The 19,174-nt window shown below is 68.7% G+C and carries 16 protein-coding genes; 7 read left to right on the forward strand and 9 right to left on the reverse strand.

The features are described 5' to 3' along the window. Nucleotides 1-9: 9 nt before the first annotated feature. Nucleotides 10-2,325 carry a DUF6049 family protein gene (locus FHS38_RS18755; protein WP_184734792.1) on the reverse strand — a complete coding sequence of 772 codons (2,316 nt, stop codon included), beginning with the start codon at nucleotides 2,323-2,325 and terminating at the stop codon, nucleotides 10-12. A 208-nt stretch (nucleotides 2,326-2,533) separates the two neighbouring features. Between FHS38_RS18755 and FHS38_RS18760 the strand changes: the two genes are divergently transcribed. Next, the gene (locus FHS38_RS18760) at nucleotides 2,534-4,012 is read left to right on the forward strand and encodes a CCA tRNA nucleotidyltransferase (RefSeq protein ID WP_184734793.1); all 1,479 of its coding nucleotides are present in this window, start codon (nucleotides 2,534-2,536) and stop codon (nucleotides 4,010-4,012) included. A gap of 82 nt (nucleotides 4,013-4,094) precedes the next feature. Here FHS38_RS18760 and FHS38_RS18765 read toward each other — a convergent pair whose 3' ends face one another. The 4 genes from FHS38_RS18765 to FHS38_RS18780 all read right to left on the reverse strand — a co-directional run bounded on the left by FHS38_RS18765 (nucleotide 4,095) and on the right by FHS38_RS18780 (nucleotide 7,909). Continuing rightward, the gene (locus tag FHS38_RS18765; RefSeq protein ID WP_184734795.1) at nucleotides 4,095-4,610 is read right to left on the reverse strand and encodes an LppU/SCO3897 family protein; all 516 of its coding nucleotides are present in this window, start codon (nucleotides 4,608-4,610) and stop codon (nucleotides 4,095-4,097) included. A 121-nt stretch (nucleotides 4,611-4,731) separates the two neighbouring features. After that, the gene (locus FHS38_RS18770; protein ID WP_184734797.1) at nucleotides 4,732-6,000 is read right to left on the reverse strand and encodes an MFS transporter; all 1,269 of its coding nucleotides are present in this window, start codon (nucleotides 5,998-6,000) and stop codon (nucleotides 4,732-4,734) included. A 107-nt stretch (nucleotides 6,001-6,107) separates the two neighbouring features. Beyond that, complete coding sequence (locus FHS38_RS18775; protein WP_184734799.1) at nucleotides 6,108-7,190, reverse strand: inositol-3-phosphate synthase; 1,083 nt, start codon at nucleotides 7,188-7,190, stop codon at nucleotides 6,108-6,110. A gap of 50 nt (nucleotides 7,191-7,240) precedes the next feature. Next, on the reverse strand, nucleotides 7,241-7,909 hold the full coding sequence (locus FHS38_RS18780; RefSeq protein WP_184734802.1) for a PadR family transcriptional regulator: 669 nt from the start codon (nucleotides 7,907-7,909) through the stop codon (nucleotides 7,241-7,243). 358 nt (nucleotides 7,910-8,267) lie between these two features. Between FHS38_RS18780 and FHS38_RS18785 the strand changes: the two genes are divergently transcribed. Further along, nucleotides 8,268-10,907 carry a transglycosylase domain-containing protein gene (locus FHS38_RS18785; protein ID WP_184734804.1) on the forward strand — a complete coding sequence of 880 codons (2,640 nt, stop codon included), beginning with the start codon at nucleotides 8,268-8,270 and terminating at the stop codon, nucleotides 10,905-10,907. Between the two features lie 126 nt (nucleotides 10,908-11,033). Further along, nucleotides 11,034-12,527 carry a glycosyltransferase family 87 protein gene (locus tag FHS38_RS18790; RefSeq protein ID WP_184734806.1) on the forward strand — a complete coding sequence of 498 codons (1,494 nt, stop codon included), beginning with the start codon at nucleotides 11,034-11,036 and terminating at the stop codon, nucleotides 12,525-12,527. Between the two features lie 35 nt (nucleotides 12,528-12,562). On the opposite strand, the gene FHS38_RS18795 is transcribed toward FHS38_RS18790, so the two are convergent. The 3 genes from FHS38_RS18795 to FHS38_RS18805 form a co-directional block, all read right to left on the reverse strand. Continuing rightward, entirely contained in the window at nucleotides 12,563-13,594 is a 1,032-nt protein-coding gene (locus tag FHS38_RS18795) for an alanine racemase (RefSeq protein WP_184734808.1), read from the reverse strand. Nucleotides 13,595-13,690: 96 nt separating this feature from the next. Continuing rightward, nucleotides 13,691-14,809, reverse strand: coding sequence for a lipid II:glycine glycyltransferase FemX (locus FHS38_RS18800; protein ID WP_184734810.1), 1,119 nt, complete (start codon nucleotides 14,807-14,809; stop codon nucleotides 13,691-13,693). A gap of 182 nt (nucleotides 14,810-14,991) precedes the next feature. Further along, complete coding sequence (locus FHS38_RS18805; protein ID WP_184734812.1) at nucleotides 14,992-15,321, reverse strand: hypothetical protein; 330 nt, start codon at nucleotides 15,319-15,321, stop codon at nucleotides 14,992-14,994. Nucleotides 15,322-15,596: 275 nt separating this feature from the next. Here FHS38_RS18805 and rpsF point away from each other — a divergent pair, with 275 nt between their 5' ends. From rpsF to rplI, 4 genes are all read left to right on the forward strand, one after another. Then, nucleotides 15,597-15,887 (forward strand): 30S ribosomal protein S6, encoded by a 291-nt coding sequence (gene rpsF, locus FHS38_RS18810; protein ID WP_058045341.1) that lies wholly within the window; start codon nucleotides 15,597-15,599, stop codon nucleotides 15,885-15,887. Between the two features lie 81 nt (nucleotides 15,888-15,968). Then, nucleotides 15,969-16,559 (forward strand): single-stranded DNA-binding protein, encoded by a 591-nt coding sequence (locus FHS38_RS18815; protein WP_130878562.1) that lies wholly within the window; start codon nucleotides 15,969-15,971, stop codon nucleotides 16,557-16,559. 75 nt (nucleotides 16,560-16,634) lie between these two features. Next, on the forward strand, nucleotides 16,635-16,871 hold the full coding sequence (rpsR, locus tag FHS38_RS18820; protein WP_004950692.1) for a 30S ribosomal protein S18: 237 nt from the start codon (nucleotides 16,635-16,637) through the stop codon (nucleotides 16,869-16,871). Nucleotides 16,872-16,889: 18 nt separating this feature from the next. Then, nucleotides 16,890-17,336, forward strand: coding sequence for a 50S ribosomal protein L9 (gene rplI / locus FHS38_RS18825; RefSeq protein ID WP_184734814.1), 447 nt, complete (start codon nucleotides 16,890-16,892; stop codon nucleotides 17,334-17,336). A 302-nt stretch (nucleotides 17,337-17,638) separates the two neighbouring features. Here rplI and FHS38_RS18830 read toward each other — a convergent pair whose 3' ends face one another. After that, nucleotides 17,639-18,976: an MATE family efflux transporter gene (locus tag FHS38_RS18830; protein ID WP_184734816.1), complete on the reverse strand. Its 1,338-nt coding sequence runs from the start codon at nucleotides 18,974-18,976 to the stop codon at nucleotides 17,639-17,641. Nucleotides 18,977-19,174: the final 198 nt, after the last annotated feature.

Here is a 19,174-nt window from a genome sequence, read left to right on the forward strand (position 1 = left end):
CACTACACGTCAACGGTCCACTTTCTCACCTGAGCCGGATGGGTCACTGTTCTGCGATCCGGTGTCCGGACCCGGGTCACCCGGCTGCTCGGGACGGCCGTCGTCCGGCCCGCTGTCCCCGGTGTCTCCCTCGTCACCGTCCGGCCCGTCGCCCTCGGCGCCACGAGCGGCGGACCGCTTGCGCTGAAGATAGATACGGAGCCCGGCGAGAACCAGAAGGAGCACACCACCTGCGATGACCAGGAGCACCATAGGGGTGATGGACGTGACATGCACAGTGAACTTCACCGGTGCGCCGTAGGGCTCACCGTCGTCCGTGTAGAGCTGGGCGGTGACCTGGACGGGACCGTTGGCGTTCGCGCGCGTCTCGAATTTGACGGTCTGGCTGCGCCCGCCCTCGATCTTGACGTCCTGGGACTCGTCGACCTTGAGGCGATTCGGCTGGCTGGACTTGAGGACCAGCTTCAGGCCGTCGATCCGTTGCAGCAGACCGTTGTGGACCGACACCGGGATCGTCGCGCTGCGCCCGGAGAGGGTCATGTCGGACTTGCTGATGAGGTTGACCGTGCGGGTCAGCTGGTCCAGATAGGACTGCACGGCGTTGCGGAAGTCCGCGGCGCCACGGCGGTCGCCGCGCCAGGACGTGGACATCTCCCGCATGATCGCGCTGCCGAACGGGGTGACCACCCGGTCCTGTGAGGTCAGGATCACCTTGAAGCTGTCCAGGGCGTTCTGGGTCCGTTGGATCTCCTGGAACGCCTCGGTGGTCAGCTCCTGCGAGCGCAACGAGCCCGGGTACGAGCCGGGTCCGGGCACCTGCTGGTTCGCGGACGCGTCCGGCTTGGCCTTCGCGGCGTCCCCGAGGTCGCGGGGTTGCGTCCAGCGGCCGTCCGACAGCGCGCCGATCGCGGTGGCCATCGCCTGTGCCTGGCTGGTCGTGGGCATCCGCTGCGGGGCCACGACGATGCTGCGCTCGTCGTCCGGGGCCTGCTTGTTGATCAGGAGGCTCTGGGCGAGGAACCGCTGCACGGCGAGCGAGGCGTCGTGGGCCCGGAGCATGTCGCCCTGGAAGACGGTGGAGAGCCGCGCGTCCGCGACGACGGCCGTGTTGCCGCTGCCGATCTGCCGGGCCGCCGAGGGGGTGTAGGGGGTTCCGGCGGGGTCACGGAGGCTGTCGCTGCGGGCGATGACGTTGTGGGCACCGGCCGAGGTGGCGACGTCGACGATCGAGGTGTCGACCGCGCCGTCGACGGGCCAGGCGAAGTCCGTGCGCGGCTTCACACCGAGGATGGTCTCCACGGTGGTCGAGGCCAGCTCGGTGGCGGACTGGAGGTGGCTGAGGATGCCGGAGACGTCCTTGCCGCGGTGGGCGAGCGAGGCGAGATCCGGATCACCGAAGGGCAGCGCCACCACCTGGTGGCCCGCCACGGCGTCCTGGAGCTTGTAGAGCCACTGTTTGGCGACCGCCTGCCCCTTGCCGGGGGTGCTCTTGCCTTCCGGCGCGTCGATCCCGTAGCTCTTCGTCATGGCCTCGACCGCGGCCAGCAGATCCGGGTCGATCACCCAGGTGATCGGCAGGCTCTTGCCCAGCGTGACGAGCTGGTACAGCCGGCCGCCCGGCGCCAGCTCCTTCGCGAGGTCGTCGTTGGGGAAGATGGGGGTCTGCTGCTGGTCCGACTCGGTCCGCGCGGTGAGGTGGGTGGCGGAGATGAGCGGCCACATGAACGTGACCTGCGTCTTCTTGCCCTCGGTGGCGGACGGCTGCCAGGGGAGCACGGTCCGCTGTATGCCCAGCACCCGCTCGTACTGCTGGTCGCTGGTCTGCCCGGAGAGGGAGACACCGAGCTGGTAGACGCCGTCGCGGCCGAGGTCCAGATCCTTCACCGGGACGGAGAGGGTGAAGTCCCGGCTGACCCCGGGAAGCAGCTTGTCGATCTTCTGCCGGTGGTTGCCGCCGACCTCGTTGCCGTCGGTGCCCGGTGAGTAACCGGTCCGCTGGCCGAGATCGTCGATGTCGCTGCGGCCGCCGATCTGCGGGCCCACCCGCAGGGCCACGTGGGCGCCGAAGATCGTCGATTTGCCGTGGTTGGTCACCGTGCCGGAGATGGTGAGCGTGTCGCCCTGCTTCGGGGCCACGGGGGTCACCGAGTCCACGGCCACGCCGACCGTGCGGGAGCCGCCGTTGTCCGCGTGCGCGGCGGGGGCCGCCGGCAGCTGCACGAGCCCGAAGACCAGCAGCACTCCCAGGAGCAGTGTCGCGGTGTGCCGGAACCACCGGCAGGCAGGAGCGGACCTCGTCCCCTGGATCTCTGCCGCCTCGGCCACGCGCTCGCCCGTCCCTCGTCGTCGTCAGTGGTCGTCGGTTGTGCGTCCACGAATGGTAACGAGGCCCGCTGTGACGAAGTGCTGCGGACCGCTGTACAAGATCGCCGTCGGGGCCCGATGTCCCGGCTGCGCCTGGTTTGCGGGGGCGAGGACAAGCGCCAAGGAACGAAGAGGCCCTCGCGCGCGCGGCCACGTACCCTCTTCTGTTGTGTCGAATGCCAACAATGACAGCCTCACCCCGCCGTCGCCGAACGAGCTCAGCCAGGTGCAGCGACGTGCCGTGAGTGAGCTCCTGCGGGTATCCCCCGTAGCCGACGACCTCGCCCGCCGATTTCAGGAGGCCGGGTTCACTCTTGCCCTGGTCGGCGGATCGGTGCGGGACGCGCTGCTCGGCCGGCTCGGCAACGACCTGGACTTCACGACGGACGCCCGCCCGGACGATGTACTGAAGATCGTCCGCCCCTGGGCGGACGCGGTCTGGGAAGTGGGCATCGCCTTCGGGACCGTGGGCTGCCGCAAATCAGACTTTGAGATTGAGATCACGACATATCGGTCGGAAGCGTACGACCGGACGTCGCGGAAGCCCGAGGTCTCCTACGGCGACTCCATCGAGCAGGACCTCGTCCGCCGCGACTTCACCGTCAACGCGATGGCCGTGGCGCTCCCGGAGAAGGAGTTCATTGACCCGCACAACGGCCTGGAGGACCTGGCGGCGCGTGTTCTGCGCACCCCGGGCACCCCGGAGGAGTCCTTCTCGGACGACCCGCTGCGCATGATGCGGGCCGCGCGTTTCGCCGCGCAGCTGGACTTCGAGGTCGCGCCCGAGGTCGTCGAGGCGATGACGGCCATGGCCGACCGCCTGCAGATCGTCTCGGCCGAGCGGGTCCGTGACGAACTGAACAAGCTGCTCCTCTCCGAGCAGCCCCGCAAGGGCCTGCGGCTGCTGGTCGACACCGGTATGGCTGACCTCGTGCTGCCGGAGCTCCCGGCCCTGCGCCTGGAGAGTGACGAGCACCACCGGCACAAGGACGTCTACGAGCACTCGCTGACCGTCCTGGAGCAGGCCATCGACCTCGAGGCCCCTCGTGATCAGCCCGGGGGCGGCCCCGACCTCGTGCTGCGCCTCGCCGCGCTGCTGCACGACATCGGCAAGCCGAGGACGCGTCGCTTCGAGAAGGACGGCCGGGTCTCCTTCCACCACCACGAGGTGGTGGGCGCGAAGATGACCAAGGCCCGGATGACGAAGCTCAAGTACTCCAACGAGCTGATCAAGGACGTCTCCAAGCTCGTCGAGCTGCATCTGCGCTTCCACGGCTACGGAACGGGCGAGTGGACGGACTCGGCCGTGCGCCGCTATGTCCGCGACGCCGGCCCGATGCTGGACCGGCTGCACAAGCTGACGCGGTCCGACTGCACGACGCGGAACAAGCGGAAGGCGAATGCGCTGTCGCGCGCCTACGACGGGCTCGAGGAGCGCATCGCCAGGCTCCAGGAGCAGGAAGAGCTGGACTCGATCCGCCCGGACCTGGACGGCAACGAGATCATGGAGATCCTCGGCGTCGGCCCCGGCCCGCAGGTCGGCAAGGCGTACAAGCACCTGCTGGAGCTGCGCCTGGAGAACGGCCCGATGGGGCACGACGCGGCGGCCGCGGCGCTCAAGGAGTGGTGGGCCGCGCAGGAGGCCTGAGCCGAGGCTCGTGTTTCACGTGAAACATGACGGAGCCGGGTGATGTTTCACGTGAAACATCACCCGGCTCCGTCATGTCCGGCTACTTGGCTCCGGCTGCCTTGTTGTCGCTGAAGCACAGCACGAAGGAGTCACTGCCGCGCGACTGCTCGTAACCGCCGGTGGCACCTTCCACGGCGGAGCAGGTGGCCATGGCCGACTTCGCGCCGTCGACCTTCTTGATGACCTTGTACTTGGCCTTGGCGTCCTTGCAGTCGACGACCTCGACGTCCGGCTTGGTGGCGGTGCCGGAGTTCATCACGCAGTCGCCGACGGCGGCGGTCTCCGCGTCGTCACGGGAGGCGATCCAGCCGACCACCGCCATGATGATGACGACGACCGGTATGCCGAACTTGCGAAGCATCTTGAGCTTGGAGCGACGCGGGGCCGGCTCCGGTGCGCCGGGGTAGGGCGCCATCGGCTGCTGACCGTACGGGCCCGGCTGCTGACCATACGGCGCCTGCGGCGGCTGGCCGTAAGGGGCCTGCGGCTGCTGGCCGTACGCGTTTCCACCCTGCTGGGCGAACGGGTTCTGGTTCTGCGGCGGCGGAGTGGTCACGTGGAATCCCTCGTGCTGAAGCGTGATCCGGTCGGAGTGCAGCCCGTAAGGTACCTGTAAAGAATCCGGCCACTCGGACATTTCCGCAGCTCAGATGGCGGCTGTAGCCTTGATGTGACACTTATCGGCGGCGAAAACCTGTCATAGCCACAGCAATTGCCGCGTAGATCACGGCCACCGTTACCACCAGCAGGGCCGACCGACCGTCAGGCGGCAGCATCAGGGCGGCCACTCCGGCCGCTCCCACGAACGCGACGTTGAACAGCACGTCGTAGAGCGAGAAGACCCGGCCCCGGAAGGCATCGTCGACGGACGACTGGACCACCGTGTCCGTGGAGATCTTCGCCCCCTGGGTGACGAGCCCGAGGACGAAGGCACCGATCAGCATCGGGACGCGCTCGAAGGGGAGTCCCAGAGCGGGTTCGAGGACCGCCGCGGCCGCGGCGCAGACCACTATCCAGCCGAGCGGCCCGAACCGGGCGGCCGCCCATGGGGTGATGACGGCAGCGGCGAAGAAGCCCGCGCCGGACACAGCGACGGCGAGGCCCAGCAGGGCGAGACCTTCGGAGTCGTCGTCGGTCCACGCGTATCGGCAGAGCATCAGCAAAGTGACCGTCAGCGCGCCGTAGCAGAACCGCATCAGGGTCATCGCACCCAGCGCCCGGGCTGCGGTGGGTCGCTCGGCCAGGTGGCGCAGCCCTGCGGTCAGCCCCGTGACGGTGGCCAGCATCGTGGTGCCCAGGGAGGCCCGGGCCGGGGTGGTGTCCGGCCCCAGCAAGCCCACGGGCATGCGCAGCGAGGAGAGCGCGGCGCACAAATACAGTGCCGCGCCCAGAAGGACGACCAGCGCGTCGGACGCGTGGCCTTCGGGGGAGGCCAGGCGTACGGCGAAGGCGAGGCCGCCGCCCGCGGTGGCGGCGAGCGTACCGGCGGTCGGGGACAGGGAGTTGGCCATGACCAGGCGTTCGCGCGAGTCGACGACGCGTGGCAGGGCGGCCGAGAGCCCGGCGAGGACGAAGCGGTTGACGGCGGTGACCGACAGCGCGGAGACGTAGAAGAGCCAGTCGGGGACGCGCGCGACCATGAGCAGCGCCGTGCCGGTGGCCAGAGCGGCTCGCAGGAGATTGCCGTGGAGCAGCACCTGACGGCGGCGCCAACGGTCCAGCAGGACGCCGGCGAACGGGCCCAGCAGTGAATAGGGCAGCAGGAGCACGGCCATGGCGGAGGCGATGGCCGCCGGAGAGGCCTGCTTCTCGGGAGAGAAGACGACGTACGTGGCGAGCGCGACCTGATAGACACCGTCGGCCGACTGGGACAGCAGCCGAACGGCCAGCAGGCGGCGGAAATCGCGCAGACGCAGCAGGACGCGCAGATCACGCACAACAGGCATGCCGAACAGCCTCACACACCACGCAGGCCCCCGGGTGGATTACCCGGGGGCCTGCGTGGAAGCGGAGTGTGGCCGCGGCGCGCTCAGCGCGCCGCGTCAGGCCTCGCTCAGCGCTCGACCTCGCCCTTGATGAACTTCTCGACGTTCTCGAGGGCCTCGTCGTCGAAGTACTGCACCGGCGGGGACTTCATGAAGTACGAGGACGCGGAGAGGATCGGGCCACCGATGCCGCGGTCCTTGGCGATCTTCGCGGCGCGCACGGCGTCGATGATGACACCCGCGGAGTTCGGGGAGTCCCACACCTCGAGCTTGTACTCGAGGTTCAGCGGGACGTCGCCGAAGGCACGGCCCTCGAGACGCACGTACGCCCACTTGCGGTCGTCCAGCCAGGCCACGTAGTCCGACGGGCCGATGTGGACGTTGTCCTCGCCCAGCTCGCGGTCGCGGATCTGCGAGGTGACGGACTGCGTCTTGGAGATCTTCTTGGACTCCAGGCGGTCACGCTCGAGCATGTTCTTGAAGTCCATGTTGCCGCCGACGTTCAGCTGCATGGTGCGCTCGAGGCGGACACCGCGGTCTTCGAAGAGCTTCGCCATCACGCGGTGCGTGATGGTGGCGCCGACCTGCGACTTGATGTCGTCGCCGACGATCGGGACGCCGGCCTCGGTGAACTTGTCCGCCCACTCCTTGGTACCGGCGATGAAGACCGGCAGAGCGTTGACGAACGCGACCTTGGCGTCGATGGCGCACTGCGCGTAGAACTTCGCGGCGTCCTCGGAGCCGACCGGCAGATAGCAGACCAGGACGTCGACCTGCTTGTCCTTGAGGACCTGGACGATGTCGACCGGGGCCTCGGCGGACTCCTCGATGGTCTGGCGGTAGTACTTGCCCAGACCGTCGTAGGTGTGGCCGCGCTGGACGGTGACGCCCGAGGACGGCACGTCGCAGATCTTGATGGTGTTGTTCTCGCTGGCGCCGATGGCGTCCGCGAGGTCGAGGCCGACCTTCTTCGCGTCGACGTCGAACGCGGCCACGAACTCCACGTCACCGACGTGGTAGTCGCCGAACTGCACGTGCATCAGACCCGGCACGCGGCCGTTCGGGTCGGCGTCCTTGTAGTACTCGACGCCCTGAACCAGCGAGGCGGCGCAGTTGCCCACGCCTACGATGGCTACGCGAACCGAACCCATTCCGGTTGCTCCCTGTTTTGTACTCGACAAAGCCCTGCGGAGTGCAGAGCTCACTTGGCGGTGTCATCGGACGGATCCGGCCGGGAAGAACCCCGGTGCCGGGGCAGGCCGTCCGCATCTCCGGTTGTGTCCTGCGCGGCGGAGCCGTTGCGCTGGTCGCGCCCGGCCCGCTCGCTCTCGATCAGCTCGTTCAGCCAGCGGACCTCACGCTCCACCGACTCCATGCCGTGACGCTGGAGCTCGAGGGTGTAGTCGTCCAGCCGCTCGCGCGTACGGGCCAGGGAGGCGCGCATCTTCTCGAGGCGCTCCTCCAACCGGCTGCGGCGGCCTTCCAGCACCCGCATCCGCACATCCCGCGAGGTCTGCCCGAAGAACGCGAAGCGGGCGGCGAAGTGCTCGTCCTCCCACGCGTCCGGGCCGGTGTGGGCGAGGAGCTCTTCGAAGTGCTCCTTGCCTTCCGCCGTCAGTCGGTAGACGATCTTCGCCCGGCGGCCGGCCAGTGATGCCGCGCGGGCATCCTCCGGTGCGCTGCCGGGCTCCTCGATCAACCATCCGTTGGCGACCAGAGTCTTGAGGCAGGGGTAGAGGGTGCCGTAGCTGAACGCACGGAACACCCCGAGTGAGGTGTTGAGGCGTTTGCGCAGCTCATAGCCGTGCATCGGAGACTCGCGGAGCAGGCCGAGGACGGCGAACTCAAGGATGCCGGAGCGTCTGCTCATTTCTTGCCTCCTTGGTCCTCTACGTCCCTTATGCCGAGCTGATGTATCGACTCGATACATCCAGACGATAGAACGAGCGTCCTGTTGCGACAAGAGGGGGCACGGTGAACGAGGTCACATCACTGATTCGTGGGACAGAACCCGCCTGATTTGGAGTGAACATCCCCAGTGGGCGGGATTTGGCCGTGCGTAGTCTGTGCGCCATGCAGACCACCGGGAACCGTGTGACGTCGTCAGACGTCCTCGTCCTGGATGCAGTGCGCCCGGTTGCTCAGGGGGGCCCGGATCGCGCATCGGGGGGAACGGAAGCCACCTGCCGCTTTCAGGCGATAGTGCCTGCCCGAGGAGTAGTCGTTCGATGAGCGAGCATCGTCGCAAGCCGCCGCAGTCCCAGGGCGGCGGACGGGCCGCGTCCCGGCGCGCGGCGCAGCAGCCGGATGCCGGCCGCCGCGCCGCACCGCCGGGGGGCGCGGCCGAGTCCAGCCATGGCCACATGGCTGATTCGCAGTACACAAGCAGGTCCGGAGCCCGGCGCGGGGCGCAGCGCGGTGACGGTGCCACCGGGCGCAGACGTCCGGCCCCGGGGGCCGGTGGAGCGGGCCGGGGGCGGCGGGACAGCGGCCGCCCGGCCAAGAAGCGCTTCATCGACTACCCGCGGGCGGGCAAGGTCGGTGCGCGGCGCTGGTTGCCGTCGTGGAAGCTGGTCACCGGGCTGTGCATCGCCTTTCTCGGGTTGATCATCGGTGTCGTCGGGATCGCGCTGCTGATCGTGCAGGTGCCGACGGCGCGAGCCGCCTCGACCGTCCAGAAGAACGTCTATTACTGGGCGGACGGCGACCAGATGGTCGTGGCCGGTGGTGGTGAGCTCAACCGTCAGATCGTGCCGATCGCCAAGATTCCCGAGGCGATGCAGAACGCGGTGGTCTCGGCCGAGAACGCCACGTTCTGGGAGGACCAGGGCGTCGACCCGATGGGTATCGCCCGTGCCGTGGTCAAGATGGCGCAGGGCGGTGAGACGCAGAGTGGTTCGACCATCACCCAGCAGTTCGTGAAGAACACCTATCTCAGTCAGGACCAGACGCTGACGCGTAAGGCCACCGAGCTGCTGATCTCGATAAAGGTGGGGGCGACCGAGGACAAGAGCAAGATCCTCGAGGGCTACCTCAACACGGCCTACTACGGACGTGGCGCCTACGGTATCCAGGCCGCCGCACGGGCGTATTACAACAAGGACTGCACGGAGCTGAACGCGAGCGAGAGCGCGTTCCTGGCGGCGACCTTGAACGGCCCGAACCTGTACGACCCGTACGGCGGTCAGGGGCCCGCGGCCACTCCGGAGAAGAACACGAAGCGGGCCACGGACCGCTGGAAGTGGACGCTGGAACGAGAGGTCGAGGTCAGCCACAAGTACCTGTCGCCGGGAGAGCGCGACAAGTGGATCGCGAAGGGGTTCCCGAAGCCCCAGCCGCCCAAGCCGGCGACCAACCGGGCCGGGCAGATCGGCTATCTCACCAGCCTCGCCGACAACTACATCGTCGCGCACTCCAACCTCAGCAAGGCCCAGTTGGACAAGGGTGGATTCCAGATCCACACCACGTTCGACAAGAAAAAGGTGAACGCGCTGGCCAAGTCGGTGGCGGACGTCCGCAAGGCCAACATCAAGCCGAACGCGCGCGAGGTCGACAAGCACGTGCAGTTCGGCGGGGCCTCCGTGGATCCCAAGACCGGCAAGATCGTCGCCATTTACGGCGGTGAGAACGCGCTGGAGCACTTCACCAACAACGCCGACTACACCGGTGTCCAGGTGGGATCGACGTTCAAGCCCTTCGTCCTGGCCGCCGCGATGACGCACGGAAAGCGCAATCCGGCACTCGGCTCGCACCAGACCGATTCCCAGCGCACGGTGGTCTCGCCGGACAGCATCTACAACGGTGACAACAAGCTGACGCTGCAGGACTACAACGGCCAGGTCTGGCACGACCAGAACGGCAGCGAGTGGCATCAGAGGAACGACGGTGACGAGGACAAGGGACTCGTCACCCTGCGTACCGCCATGCAGTACTCGGTGAATACGCCCTTCATACAGCTCGGCATGGACGTCGGCACCGACCTGGTGAAGGAGTCGGCGGTCAAGGCGGGACTGGACGAGGACCAGCTGGCCTCCCTTTCCCCGACCTTCTCCCTCGGTACGTCGGCGCCCAGTGCGATCCGCCTGGCGGGCTCCTACGCGACCTTCGCCGCGAGCGGGAAGCAGATCGACCCCTATTCGGTCGAGAAGGTGGAGAAGGACGGCAAGCCGCTCTTCAAGCACGAGGAGAAGAGCGCGCAGGCCTTCGACGCGAATGTGGCGAACAACGTCACCGACGTGCTGAGGACGGTCGTGCAGGACGGCACGGGTACCGCGGCGCAGCTGGGTGACCGCCCGGTGGCGGGCAAGACCGGTACGACCGACGAGAACCGCTCGGCCTGGTTCGCCGGCTACACCCCGCAGCTGTCCACGGCGATCGGTATGTATCGCGTCGACCCCAACGCGAAGAAGCAGGAATTCCTGTCGATGCGCGGTGTGGGTGGCAAGGCGACCATTCACGGTGCCTCGTTCCCGGCCGAGATCTGGGCCGACTACATGGGCAAGGCACTGAAGGGGAAGCCGATCGAGCAGTTCGAGGCGGCGCAGCCGATCGGCAAGAAGATCTACGGAGACGGCGCGAGCCCCTCCCCCAGCCCGACCCCGTCCACGGCCGCGTCGCCGACGCCGTCGAAGTCCGCGTCGCCGAGCCCGTCGAAGACCCCGAAGAAGTCCCCGTCGCCGAGCAGGTCCTGCCACCCGCTCGACCCGCGGTGCAAGCCCGGCGGCCCCGGAGGCCCGGGGGGCGGCAACGGAGGCGCGTCGGGCGGTCCCGGTGGCCCGGGCGGAGACACGGGCAGTCCGGGTGAGTCCCCGGAGCCGGACCCGACCCGGGGCCGCCCGGGAGGGCTGTTCGGCGGTCCGAGTAACTAGCCCGACCTGCCGGTACACCCATCCGGAGTGATCCTTTTCGAGGGCCGTCCCGCATTCGAGCGGGGCGGCCCTCGAGGTTGTCCACAGGCTCCGGCGGGCGACAGGCTCTTACGGCAGGATGTCCGCATGAGGAGCGTGCGGGACGACGAGCAGGTACGGCCCACCGTCGAGGACGAGGTGGCCGCCGCCGGCAGTGAGCTCATCGGCGGACCGTCCGGGCGGCGTGCCCTGGCCGGACTGGGCTGGTGGACGCCGGTCCGGGTGATCGCGCTGGTCGCGCTCGGCATGTTCGCGCTCGGGATGGTGCAGAAGCTGCCCTGCTACAACTACGGCTGGTTCTACGGCGCCACCACCCAGTACACGCACGCCTGCTACTCCGACATCCCCCACCTCTACAGCGGGCGCGGCTTCGATCTCGGGCTCGTCCCGTATTTCGACAAGATCCCGCAGACCGTGTCCGGTGGCATGGACTATCTGGAGTATCCGGTCCTCACCGGGTTGTTCATGGAGATCGCCGCCCGGCTCACCCCCGGGGGCGGGAGCATCCAGCACCGCGAGCAGCTCTACTGGCTGATCAACTCCGGCATGCTGATGGCCTGTGCCGCGGTGATCGCGCTGTGCGTGGCCCGGACGCACCGCCGCCGCCCCTGGGACGCGCTCCTGGTCGCCCTCGCGCCGGCGTTCGCTCTCACGGCCACCATCAACTGGGATCTGTTCGCGGTCGCCCTCACGGCCGCCGCGATGCTCATGTGGTCACGCGGCCGGTCCCTCGCGGCGGGCATCCTGATCGGTCTCGCCGCCGCGGCGAAGCTGTATCCGGCGCTGCTGCTCGGGCCGCTGTTCATCCTGTGCTGGCGGGCCGGGCGTCACCGGGCGTTCCTCAGGGCTGTGGCCGGCGCGGCCGGGGCCTGGCTGGTGGTGAATCTGCCGGTCATGCTGACGCACGACGCGAGCGGTTTCCACGTCCGCGAGGGCTGGGCGAAGTTCTACACCTTCAGCCAGGAGCGGCCGGTCGACTTCGGTTCGGTCTGGCTCTTCATCTCCCAGCGCACCGGGAATCCGCTGGAGGAAGCCAACACGTACGCGACGCTGCTGATGATCCTCGGCTGTCTGGCCCTGGGGTTCCTCGGGCTGTACGCGCCCAGGCGGCCGCGCTTCGCGCAGCTGGTCTTCCTGGTGGTGGCGCTCTTCATCCTGACCAACAAGGTCTATTCGCCGCAGTACGTGCTGTGGCTGATCCCGCTCGCGGCGCTGGCCCGCCCGAAGTGGCGTGACTTCCTCATTTGGCAGGCGTGCGAGGTCCTGTACTTCCTCGGCATCTGGTTCTACCTGGCCTACACGGGAAGCGGCGACAAGCACCAGGGTCTGCCCGTGGAGGGTTACCAACTGGCGATCGTGCTGCACCTGTTGGGCACGCTGTACCTCTGCGCGGTCGTCGTGCGCGACATCCTGCTGCCGGAGCGGGACGTCGTCCGGCGGGACGGCTCGGACGACCCCTCGGGCGGTGTGCTGGACGGGGCCCCGGACATATTCGTCCTCGGCTCCGCGCGCCGGGCACGGCACGCGGAGACTCTCGAAGGCACACGCGTCCAATGGGGTGCCGCGAGCCGCGAACCGTAGTCACGCGGCTCCGGCCCCGCATCAGGGGGGGTGGATCAGTGATCGAGCAGACGGTCGAACTGGGTGGTGGTGTGCCGCAGGTGGGCCACCAGTTCGTCGCCGACCTGGGGGGCGGGGACGTCGCCGGGCACGAACAGGATGGAGACCTGCATGTGCGGGGGCTCCGCGAACCAGCGCTGCTTGCCCGCCCAGACGAAGGGCGAGAGGTTGCGGTTCATCGTCGCGAGTCCGGCCCTGGCGACGCCCTTGGCGCGCGGCATCATGCCGTGCAGTGCCTTCGGGGCCTCCAGGCCGACGCCGTGCGAGGTGCCGCCGGCCACCACGACCAGGTAGCCGTCGCCGGCCGCCTTCTGCTGGCGGTAGCCGAAGCGGTCGCCCTTGGCGACGGGCGTGACGTCCAGGACGGCACCCCGGTACTGGGTGGCGTCGTGGTCGCCGAGCCACAGCCGGGTGCCGATGCGGGCGCGGAAGCGCGTCTGCGGGAACTGCTGCTGCAGATGGGCGAGTTCATCGGCCTTGAGGTGGCTGACGAACATGGTGTGCAGCGGCAGCCGCGCGTTGCGCAGCCGCTCCATCCAGCCCATGACCTCGCCGACGGCGTCGGAGCCGTCGGTGCGGTCCAGCGGGAGGTGGATGGCGAAGCCCTCCAGGCGCACGTCCTCGATGGCGGCGTGCAGCTTGGGGAGGTCCTCCTCGCTGATGCCGTGGCGCTTCATGCTGCTCATGACCTCGACCACGACGCGGGCGCCCACGAGGCCGCGCACGCCGTCGACGGAGGAGACCGACCGGATGGCCCGGTCGGGCAGCGGCACCGGCTCCTCGCCGAGGCGGAACGGCGTCAGCACGAGCAGATCACCGCTGAAGAAGTCCTTGATGCGGGCCGCTTCGTAGGTCGTGCCGACGGCGAGTATGTCCGTCCCGAAGCGGGCGGCCTCGTCGGCCAGCCGCTCGTGGCCGAAGCCGTAGCCGTTGCCCTTGCAGACCGGGACTATCCCCGGGAACTGCTGAAGGACGGTCTGCTGGTGTGCCCGCCAACGCGCGGTGTCGACGTAGAGCGTGAGCGCCATGGCCGGTCCCGGAACCTTTCGCTGAGTCTGCTGTGTGACGTGGTCGTGTGTCTGACGGCGCTGCCTCGTGGCCCGGCGGACGGCCGGGCCGACGGGTCAGCGGCGCGACATGTACATGTCGAGGGCCTTGTGCAGCAGCTTGTTGAGCGGGAAGTCCCACTCGCCGAGGTACTCCGCCGCCTGGCCGCCCGTGCCGACCTTGAACTGGATGAGGCCGAAGAGGTGGTCGCTCTCGTCGAGCGAGTCGCCGATGCCGCGCAGGTCGTAGACGCTCGCCCCCAGGGCGTAGGCGTCGCGCAGCATGCGCCACTGCATCGCGTTCGACGGGCGGACCTCGCGCTTGTGGTTGGCGGAGGCGCCGTAGGAGTACCAGACGTGGCCGCCGACGATCAGCATCGTCGCCGCGGCGACCGCCTCGCCCTCGTGCACGGCGAAGTACAGCCGCATGCGGTTGGGGTCCTCGGTGTTGAGGGCGGTCCACATGCGCTGGAAGTAACTGAGCGGGCGCGGGCGGAACTTGTCGCGCTCGGCCGTGATCTCGTACAGGTGCTGCCAGGTCGCCAGGTCCTCGTAGCCGCCCTGGACCACCTCGACGCCGGCCTTCTCGGCCTTCTTGATGTTGCGGCGCCACAGCTGGTTGAAGCCCTTGTGGACGTCCTCCAGCGAGCGGTTCTCCAGCGGCACCTGGAAGACGTAGCGCGGCTGGACGTCACCGAAGCCGGCGCCGCCGTCCTCGCCCTGCTGCCAGCCCATGCGGCGCAGCTGGTCGGCGACCTCGAAGGCGCGCGGCTCGATGTGGGTGGCCTCGACGTCCCGCAGACGCTTGACGTCGGGGTCGGCGATGCCGGACTTGATGGCATTGGAGTCCCAGCGCCGGATGACGACGGGCGGGCCCATCTTCACGGAGAAGGCGCCCTGCTGCTTGAGGTGGGCCAGCATGGGCCGCAGCCAGTCGTCCAGGTGCGGGGAGAACCAGTTGATGACCGGGCCCTCGGGCAGGTAGGCCAGGTATCGCTTGATCTTGGGCAGCTGGCGGTACAGGACCAGGCCGGCGCCGACGAGCTGGCCGGTCTTGTCGAACCAGCCCAGGCTCTCCGAGCGCCACTCCGCCTTTACATCAGCCCAGGCCGGGACCTGCATGTGGCTGGCCGCGGGCAGGCTCTGGATGTACGCCAGATGCTGCTCACGGCTAATGGTCCTCAGGGTCAGGCTCATGCGGGGCGCTCCTCGGCAGGTGTGTCCCCAGGGTCGGGGCTCCGGCTCTCGCGCCGAAGCCTACTGCGACAGGGGAGCGCCCCGGTTGGGCGTACTGCCGCATGGCTCTGTGCGCCCGCGCCTGTACCCGGAGTGCGGGTACGGACGGGGCGGGGCCCACAGTGGCCGGCGCGGCCCTGCGGCTATCCGAGGACGCCGCCGAAGAGCCCGCCGTGCGCCATGCCCAGGAAGAAGCCCACGGCAGCGGCACCGAGGCCGATGATCAGCAGGAAACGCTCGCCCGTCGTGGCCGAGATGAACTGGCCCCAGGCCCCGGTGAGGATGCCGACCAGACCGGTCCAGGAGCTGAGCAGATGGAGATTGTGGAAGGCCGACGAGATGAAGGCGATCGCGCCGAGCACGATCGTCACGGCGACCAAGGTGTTCTCGACGGGGTGGGCCTTGCCGTCGCTGTTCAGCACGGAAGCGATCAGCGAGCGGGGGCCTTGTTGCGGTCGAGCATCCTGTGCCATGGGGATACCTCCTGTAGGCAGGCGGCGCACTGTAGCGCCGGTCACACCCGATGGGTCCAGATTGCGGTGCCGGACGCCTGGATTTCAACCGGAAGCCGGAGTGCGGGTACTGTGTACCGTCTGCACCGGTGTCTGCCCAGACCAGCTTCGGTCTCCAGGGGCGACCCAGGGACTTCCGCTGATTGTCAGTGTCGGCCGATACCGTTGTTCACGCATCACGACCCTCCTGCCACGGAACGACCGTGGCCGCTGAGTCCAAAGGAGGTGGGTTCCACATGCGTCACTACGAGGTGATGGTCATCCTCGACCCCGATCTCGAGGAGCGCGCTGTCTCCCCGCTGATCGAGAACTTCCTCTCCGTCGTCCGTGAGGGCAACGGAAAGGTCGAGAAGGTCGACACCTGGGGCCGTCGTCGTCTCTCGTACGAGATCAAGAAGAAGCCCGAGGGCATCTACTCGGTCATCGACCTGCAGGCCACGCCTGCGGTCGTCAAGGAGCTCGACCGCCAGATGAACCTGAACGAGTCGGTCCTCCGGACCAAGGTCCTCCGTCCCGAGACCCACTGAACCCCAGCGGTTCAGAGGTAATCGGGCTGCATCGCAACGAGTAGCAAGCAGCCAGCAGCACACCCGCCGAGAGGTTCATCCATGGCAGGCGAGACCGTCATCACGGTCGTCGGCAATCTCGTCGACGACCCCGAGCTGCGCTTCACCCCGTCCGGTGCGGCGGTCGCGAAGTTCCGCGTCGCGTCCACTCCCCGCACCTTCGACCGCCAGACCAACGAGTGGAAGGACGGCGAGAGCCTCTTCCTCACGTGTTCGGTGTGGCGGCAGGCGGCGGAGAACGTCGCCGAGTCGCTTCAGCGCGGCATGCGCGTCATCGTGCAGGGCCGGCTCAAGCAGCGGTCCTACGAGGACCGCGAGGGCGTCAAGCGCACGGTCTACGAGCTCGACGTCGAAGAGGTCGGCGCCAGCCTGAAGAACGCCACGGCGAAGGTCACCAAGACCGCGGGTCGCGGTGGCCAGGGTGGCTTCGGCGGCGGCGGCGGTGGTGGCCAGCAGGGCGGCGGCTGGGGCAACAGCTCCGGCGGCGGCCAGCAGGGCGGCGGCGGTGCTCCCGCCGACGACCCGTGGGCGACCAGTGCTCCGTCCGGCAGCCAGCAGGGCGGCGGCGGCGGTGGCTGGGGCGGCGGCTCCGGCAACTCCGGCGGCGGCTACTCGGACGAGCCGCCCTTCTAGGTCCGCAAGGGCCCGGACCCTCGTGGTCCGAGGGGCGACAGCACAAAAACTTCTTGATCACACAGGAGAGAGACAATGGCGAAGCCGCCTCCGCGCAAGCCTAAGAAGAAGGTCTGCGCGTTCTGCAAGGACAAGACCGCTTACGTGGACTACAAGGACACGAACATGCTGCGGAAGTTCATTTCCGACCGCGGCAAGATCCGTGCCCGTCGCGTGACCGGCAACTGCACTCAGCACCAGCGTGACGTCGCCACGGCCGTGAAGAACAGCCGTGAGATGGCGCTGCTGCCCTACACCTCGTCCGCGCGATAAGGGAAGGGTGACCGAAAAATGAAGATCATCCTCACCCACGAGGTCTCTGGCCTCGGCACCGCCGGTGACGTCGTTGACGTCAAGGACGGTTACGCTCGCAACTACCTGGTCCCGCGTGGTTTCGCGATCCGCTGGACCAAGGGTGGCGAGAAGGACGTCGCGCAGATCCGTCGTGGTCGCAAGATCCGCGAGATCGCGACGATCGAGCAGGCCAACGAGGTCAAGGGTCAGCTCGAGGGCGTCAAGGTCAACCTTGGCACCCGCGCCGGCGACGCCGGCCGTCTGTTCGGCTCCGTCACCCCCGCCGACATCGCTGCGGCGATCGAGGCTTCGGGTGGCCCGAAGGTCGACAAGCGTCGTGTCGAGGTGGGCTCGCCCATCAAGACCCTGGGCTCGCACCAGGTGACCGTGCGTCTGCACGCCGACGTTGTCGCCAAGGTCAACATCGACGTCGTCGCCGCCTGATCGCTGCGCTCGACTGAGTCGATGTGAAGGGCCGCACCCCCTCGGGGGTGCGGCCCTTCGCCGTTGGGGGCGCTGCGGCAGGGGCGTCGGCAGGACGGGGAACCGTAGGGTCGTCCGCCTCCGCGGGTGACGCCGTCGCCGATCCCGCCGTCGCCGATCCCGCCGTGGCGATACGAGAAGGCCCGGACGCGGGAGGCCGTGTCCAGCCGGAGGGGGACGGCGGGCAGCAGGGCAGGGCACAGGGCCCGTCGCAGGGTTCTGTGGTCGCCTCGCTCGCGCAGGGCTACCGCTTCAGCGCAGCGCTACCGCACGGCGCCGGTGACGAGCCAGCGGCCGGAGCGGGTGCGGGTCCACAGGGTCAGCATGCGGACCGTCATCATCAGCGTCATCGCCCACCACAGCGCCGTCAGCCCGCCGCCGAACGTGGGGACGAGCAGTGCGACGGGCGCGAAGGCGGCGAGGACCAGCAGCATCGCCCAGGCCAGGTAGGGGCCGTCACCGGCGCCCATCAGGACGCCGTCCAGGATGAAGACGACGCCCGCGACGGGCTGGCTGAGCGCCACGACCAGGAGCGCGGGAAGCAGTGCGTCCCGTACGGCCGGGTCGGAAGTGAACAGCGGGACGAACACCGGGCGTGAGGCCACGACCAGCACCCCGAGCACCACGCCCGCGCCGATGCCCCACTGGACCATGCGGCGGCAGACGGCGCGCGCTCCGTCGGGGTCGTCCGCCCCGAGGTAGCGGCCTATGATCGCCTGTCCCGCGATGGCTATGGCGTCCAGCGCGAAGGCGAGCAGGCTCCACAGGGTCAGCACGATCTGGTGGGCGGCGATGTCGGTGTCGCCCAGCCGGGCCGCGACCGCCGTGGCGATCATGAGGACGGCGCGCAGCGAGAGGGTGCGGACGAGCAGCGGCACCCCGGCCTGGGCGCAGGCCCGTATGCCGGCGGCGTCGGGGCGCAGCGAAGCGCCGTGGCGTCGTGCGCCGCGTACGACGACGGCGAGGTAGACGGCGGCCATGGCGCACTGGGCGATGACCGTGCCCCAGGCGGAGCCGGCGATGCCGAGGCCGGCGCCGTAGACCAGGAGGACGTTGAGCGCGGCGTTGGCGGCGAATCCGCCGACGGCGACGTACAGCGGGGTCCTGGTGTCCTGTAGGCCGCGCAGCACGCCGGTGGCGGCGAGCACGACGAGCATGGCGGGTATGCCGAGCGAGCTCACCCGCAGATAGGTCGTGGCGTAGGGGGCGGCCGTCGGTGAGGCGCCGAAGAGCTCCACCAGCGCGGGGGCGGTGGGCAGGACGACGGCGATGACGGCGGCGCCGAGCAGGAGGGCGAGCCAGATGCCGTCCATGCCCTGGCGGATGGCGGCCGGGAGGTCACCGGCGCCGACGCGGCGGGCGACGGCGGCGGTGGTGGCGTACGCGAGGAAGACGAAGACGCTGACGGCCGTCGTCAGGAGCGCCGCCGCGACGCCGAGTCCGGCGAGTTGCGGGGTGCCCAGGTGGCCCACGACGGCGCTGTCGGCCATCACGAAGAGGGGCTCCGCGACGAGGGCGCCGAAGGCCGGCACGGCCAGGGCGACGATCTCGCGGTCGTGCCGGCGGAGGCCGCGCCGGTCGCGTATGTGGGCCTGGGTCATGGGCCCCAATGTAATCTTCCACAGGTAATTGGTGCAACTATCCCGTGACCCTTACCGTTCGCTGCTGTGGGTGATCTTCTCTGCGTCGTTTGTCGTGATCTTCGGCCAGCCGGGAAAGTTTTTCTCCTCAACAGCCCGTGGATGTTAAAAGCGCAGGTCAGAGGGGTGGGAGCCAAGTGATTGTGTGTTTGTCCACAG

Origin of the sequence: Streptomyces netropsis, assembly GCF_014203545.1 — a bacterium.
Lineage (GTDB): Bacteria > Actinomycetota > Actinomycetes > Streptomycetales > Streptomycetaceae > Streptomyces > Streptomyces netropsis.

What these genes read in the sequence shown, in the direction of transcription:
- FHS38_RS18770 (WP_184734797.1), bottom strand. Translation starts at nt 6,000, where the DNA reads ATGCCTGTTGTGCGTGATCTGCGCGTCCTGCTGCGTCTGCGCGATTTC.
- FHS38_RS18775 (WP_184734799.1), bottom strand. Translation starts at nt 7,190, where the DNA reads ATGGGTTCGGTTCGCGTAGCCATCGTAGGCGTGGGCAACTGCGCCGCC.
- FHS38_RS18780 (WP_184734802.1), bottom strand. Translation starts at nt 7,909, where the DNA reads ATGAGCAGACGCTCCGGCATCCTTGAGTTCGCCGTCCTCGGCCTGCTC.
- FHS38_RS18785 (WP_184734804.1), top strand. Translation starts at nt 8,268, where the DNA reads ATGAGCGAGCATCGTCGCAAGCCGCCGCAGTCCCAGGGCGGCGGACGG.
- FHS38_RS18790 (WP_184734806.1), top strand. Translation starts at nt 11,034, where the DNA reads ATGAGGAGCGTGCGGGACGACGAGCAGGTACGGCCCACCGTCGAGGAC.
- FHS38_RS18795 (WP_184734808.1), bottom strand. Translation starts at nt 13,594, where the DNA reads ATGGCGCTCACGCTCTACGTCGACACCGCGCGTTGGCGGGCACACCAG.
- FHS38_RS18800 (WP_184734810.1), bottom strand. Translation starts at nt 14,809, where the DNA reads ATGAGCCTGACCCTGAGGACCATTAGCCGTGAGCAGCATCTGGCGTAC.
- FHS38_RS18805 (WP_184734812.1), bottom strand. Translation starts at nt 15,321, where the DNA reads ATGGCACAGGATGCTCGACCGCAACAAGGCCCCCGCTCGCTGATCGCT.
- rpsF (WP_058045341.1), top strand. Translation starts at nt 15,597, where the DNA reads ATGCGTCACTACGAGGTGATGGTCATCCTCGACCCCGATCTCGAGGAG.
- FHS38_RS18815 (WP_130878562.1), top strand. Translation starts at nt 15,969, where the DNA reads ATGGCAGGCGAGACCGTCATCACGGTCGTCGGCAATCTCGTCGACGAC.
- rpsR (WP_004950692.1), top strand. Translation starts at nt 16,635, where the DNA reads ATGGCGAAGCCGCCTCCGCGCAAGCCTAAGAAGAAGGTCTGCGCGTTC.
- rplI (WP_184734814.1), top strand. Translation starts at nt 16,890, where the DNA reads ATGAAGATCATCCTCACCCACGAGGTCTCTGGCCTCGGCACCGCCGGT.
- FHS38_RS18830 (WP_184734816.1), bottom strand. Translation starts at nt 18,976, where the DNA reads ATGACCCAGGCCCACATACGCGACCGGCGCGGCCTCCGCCGGCACGAC.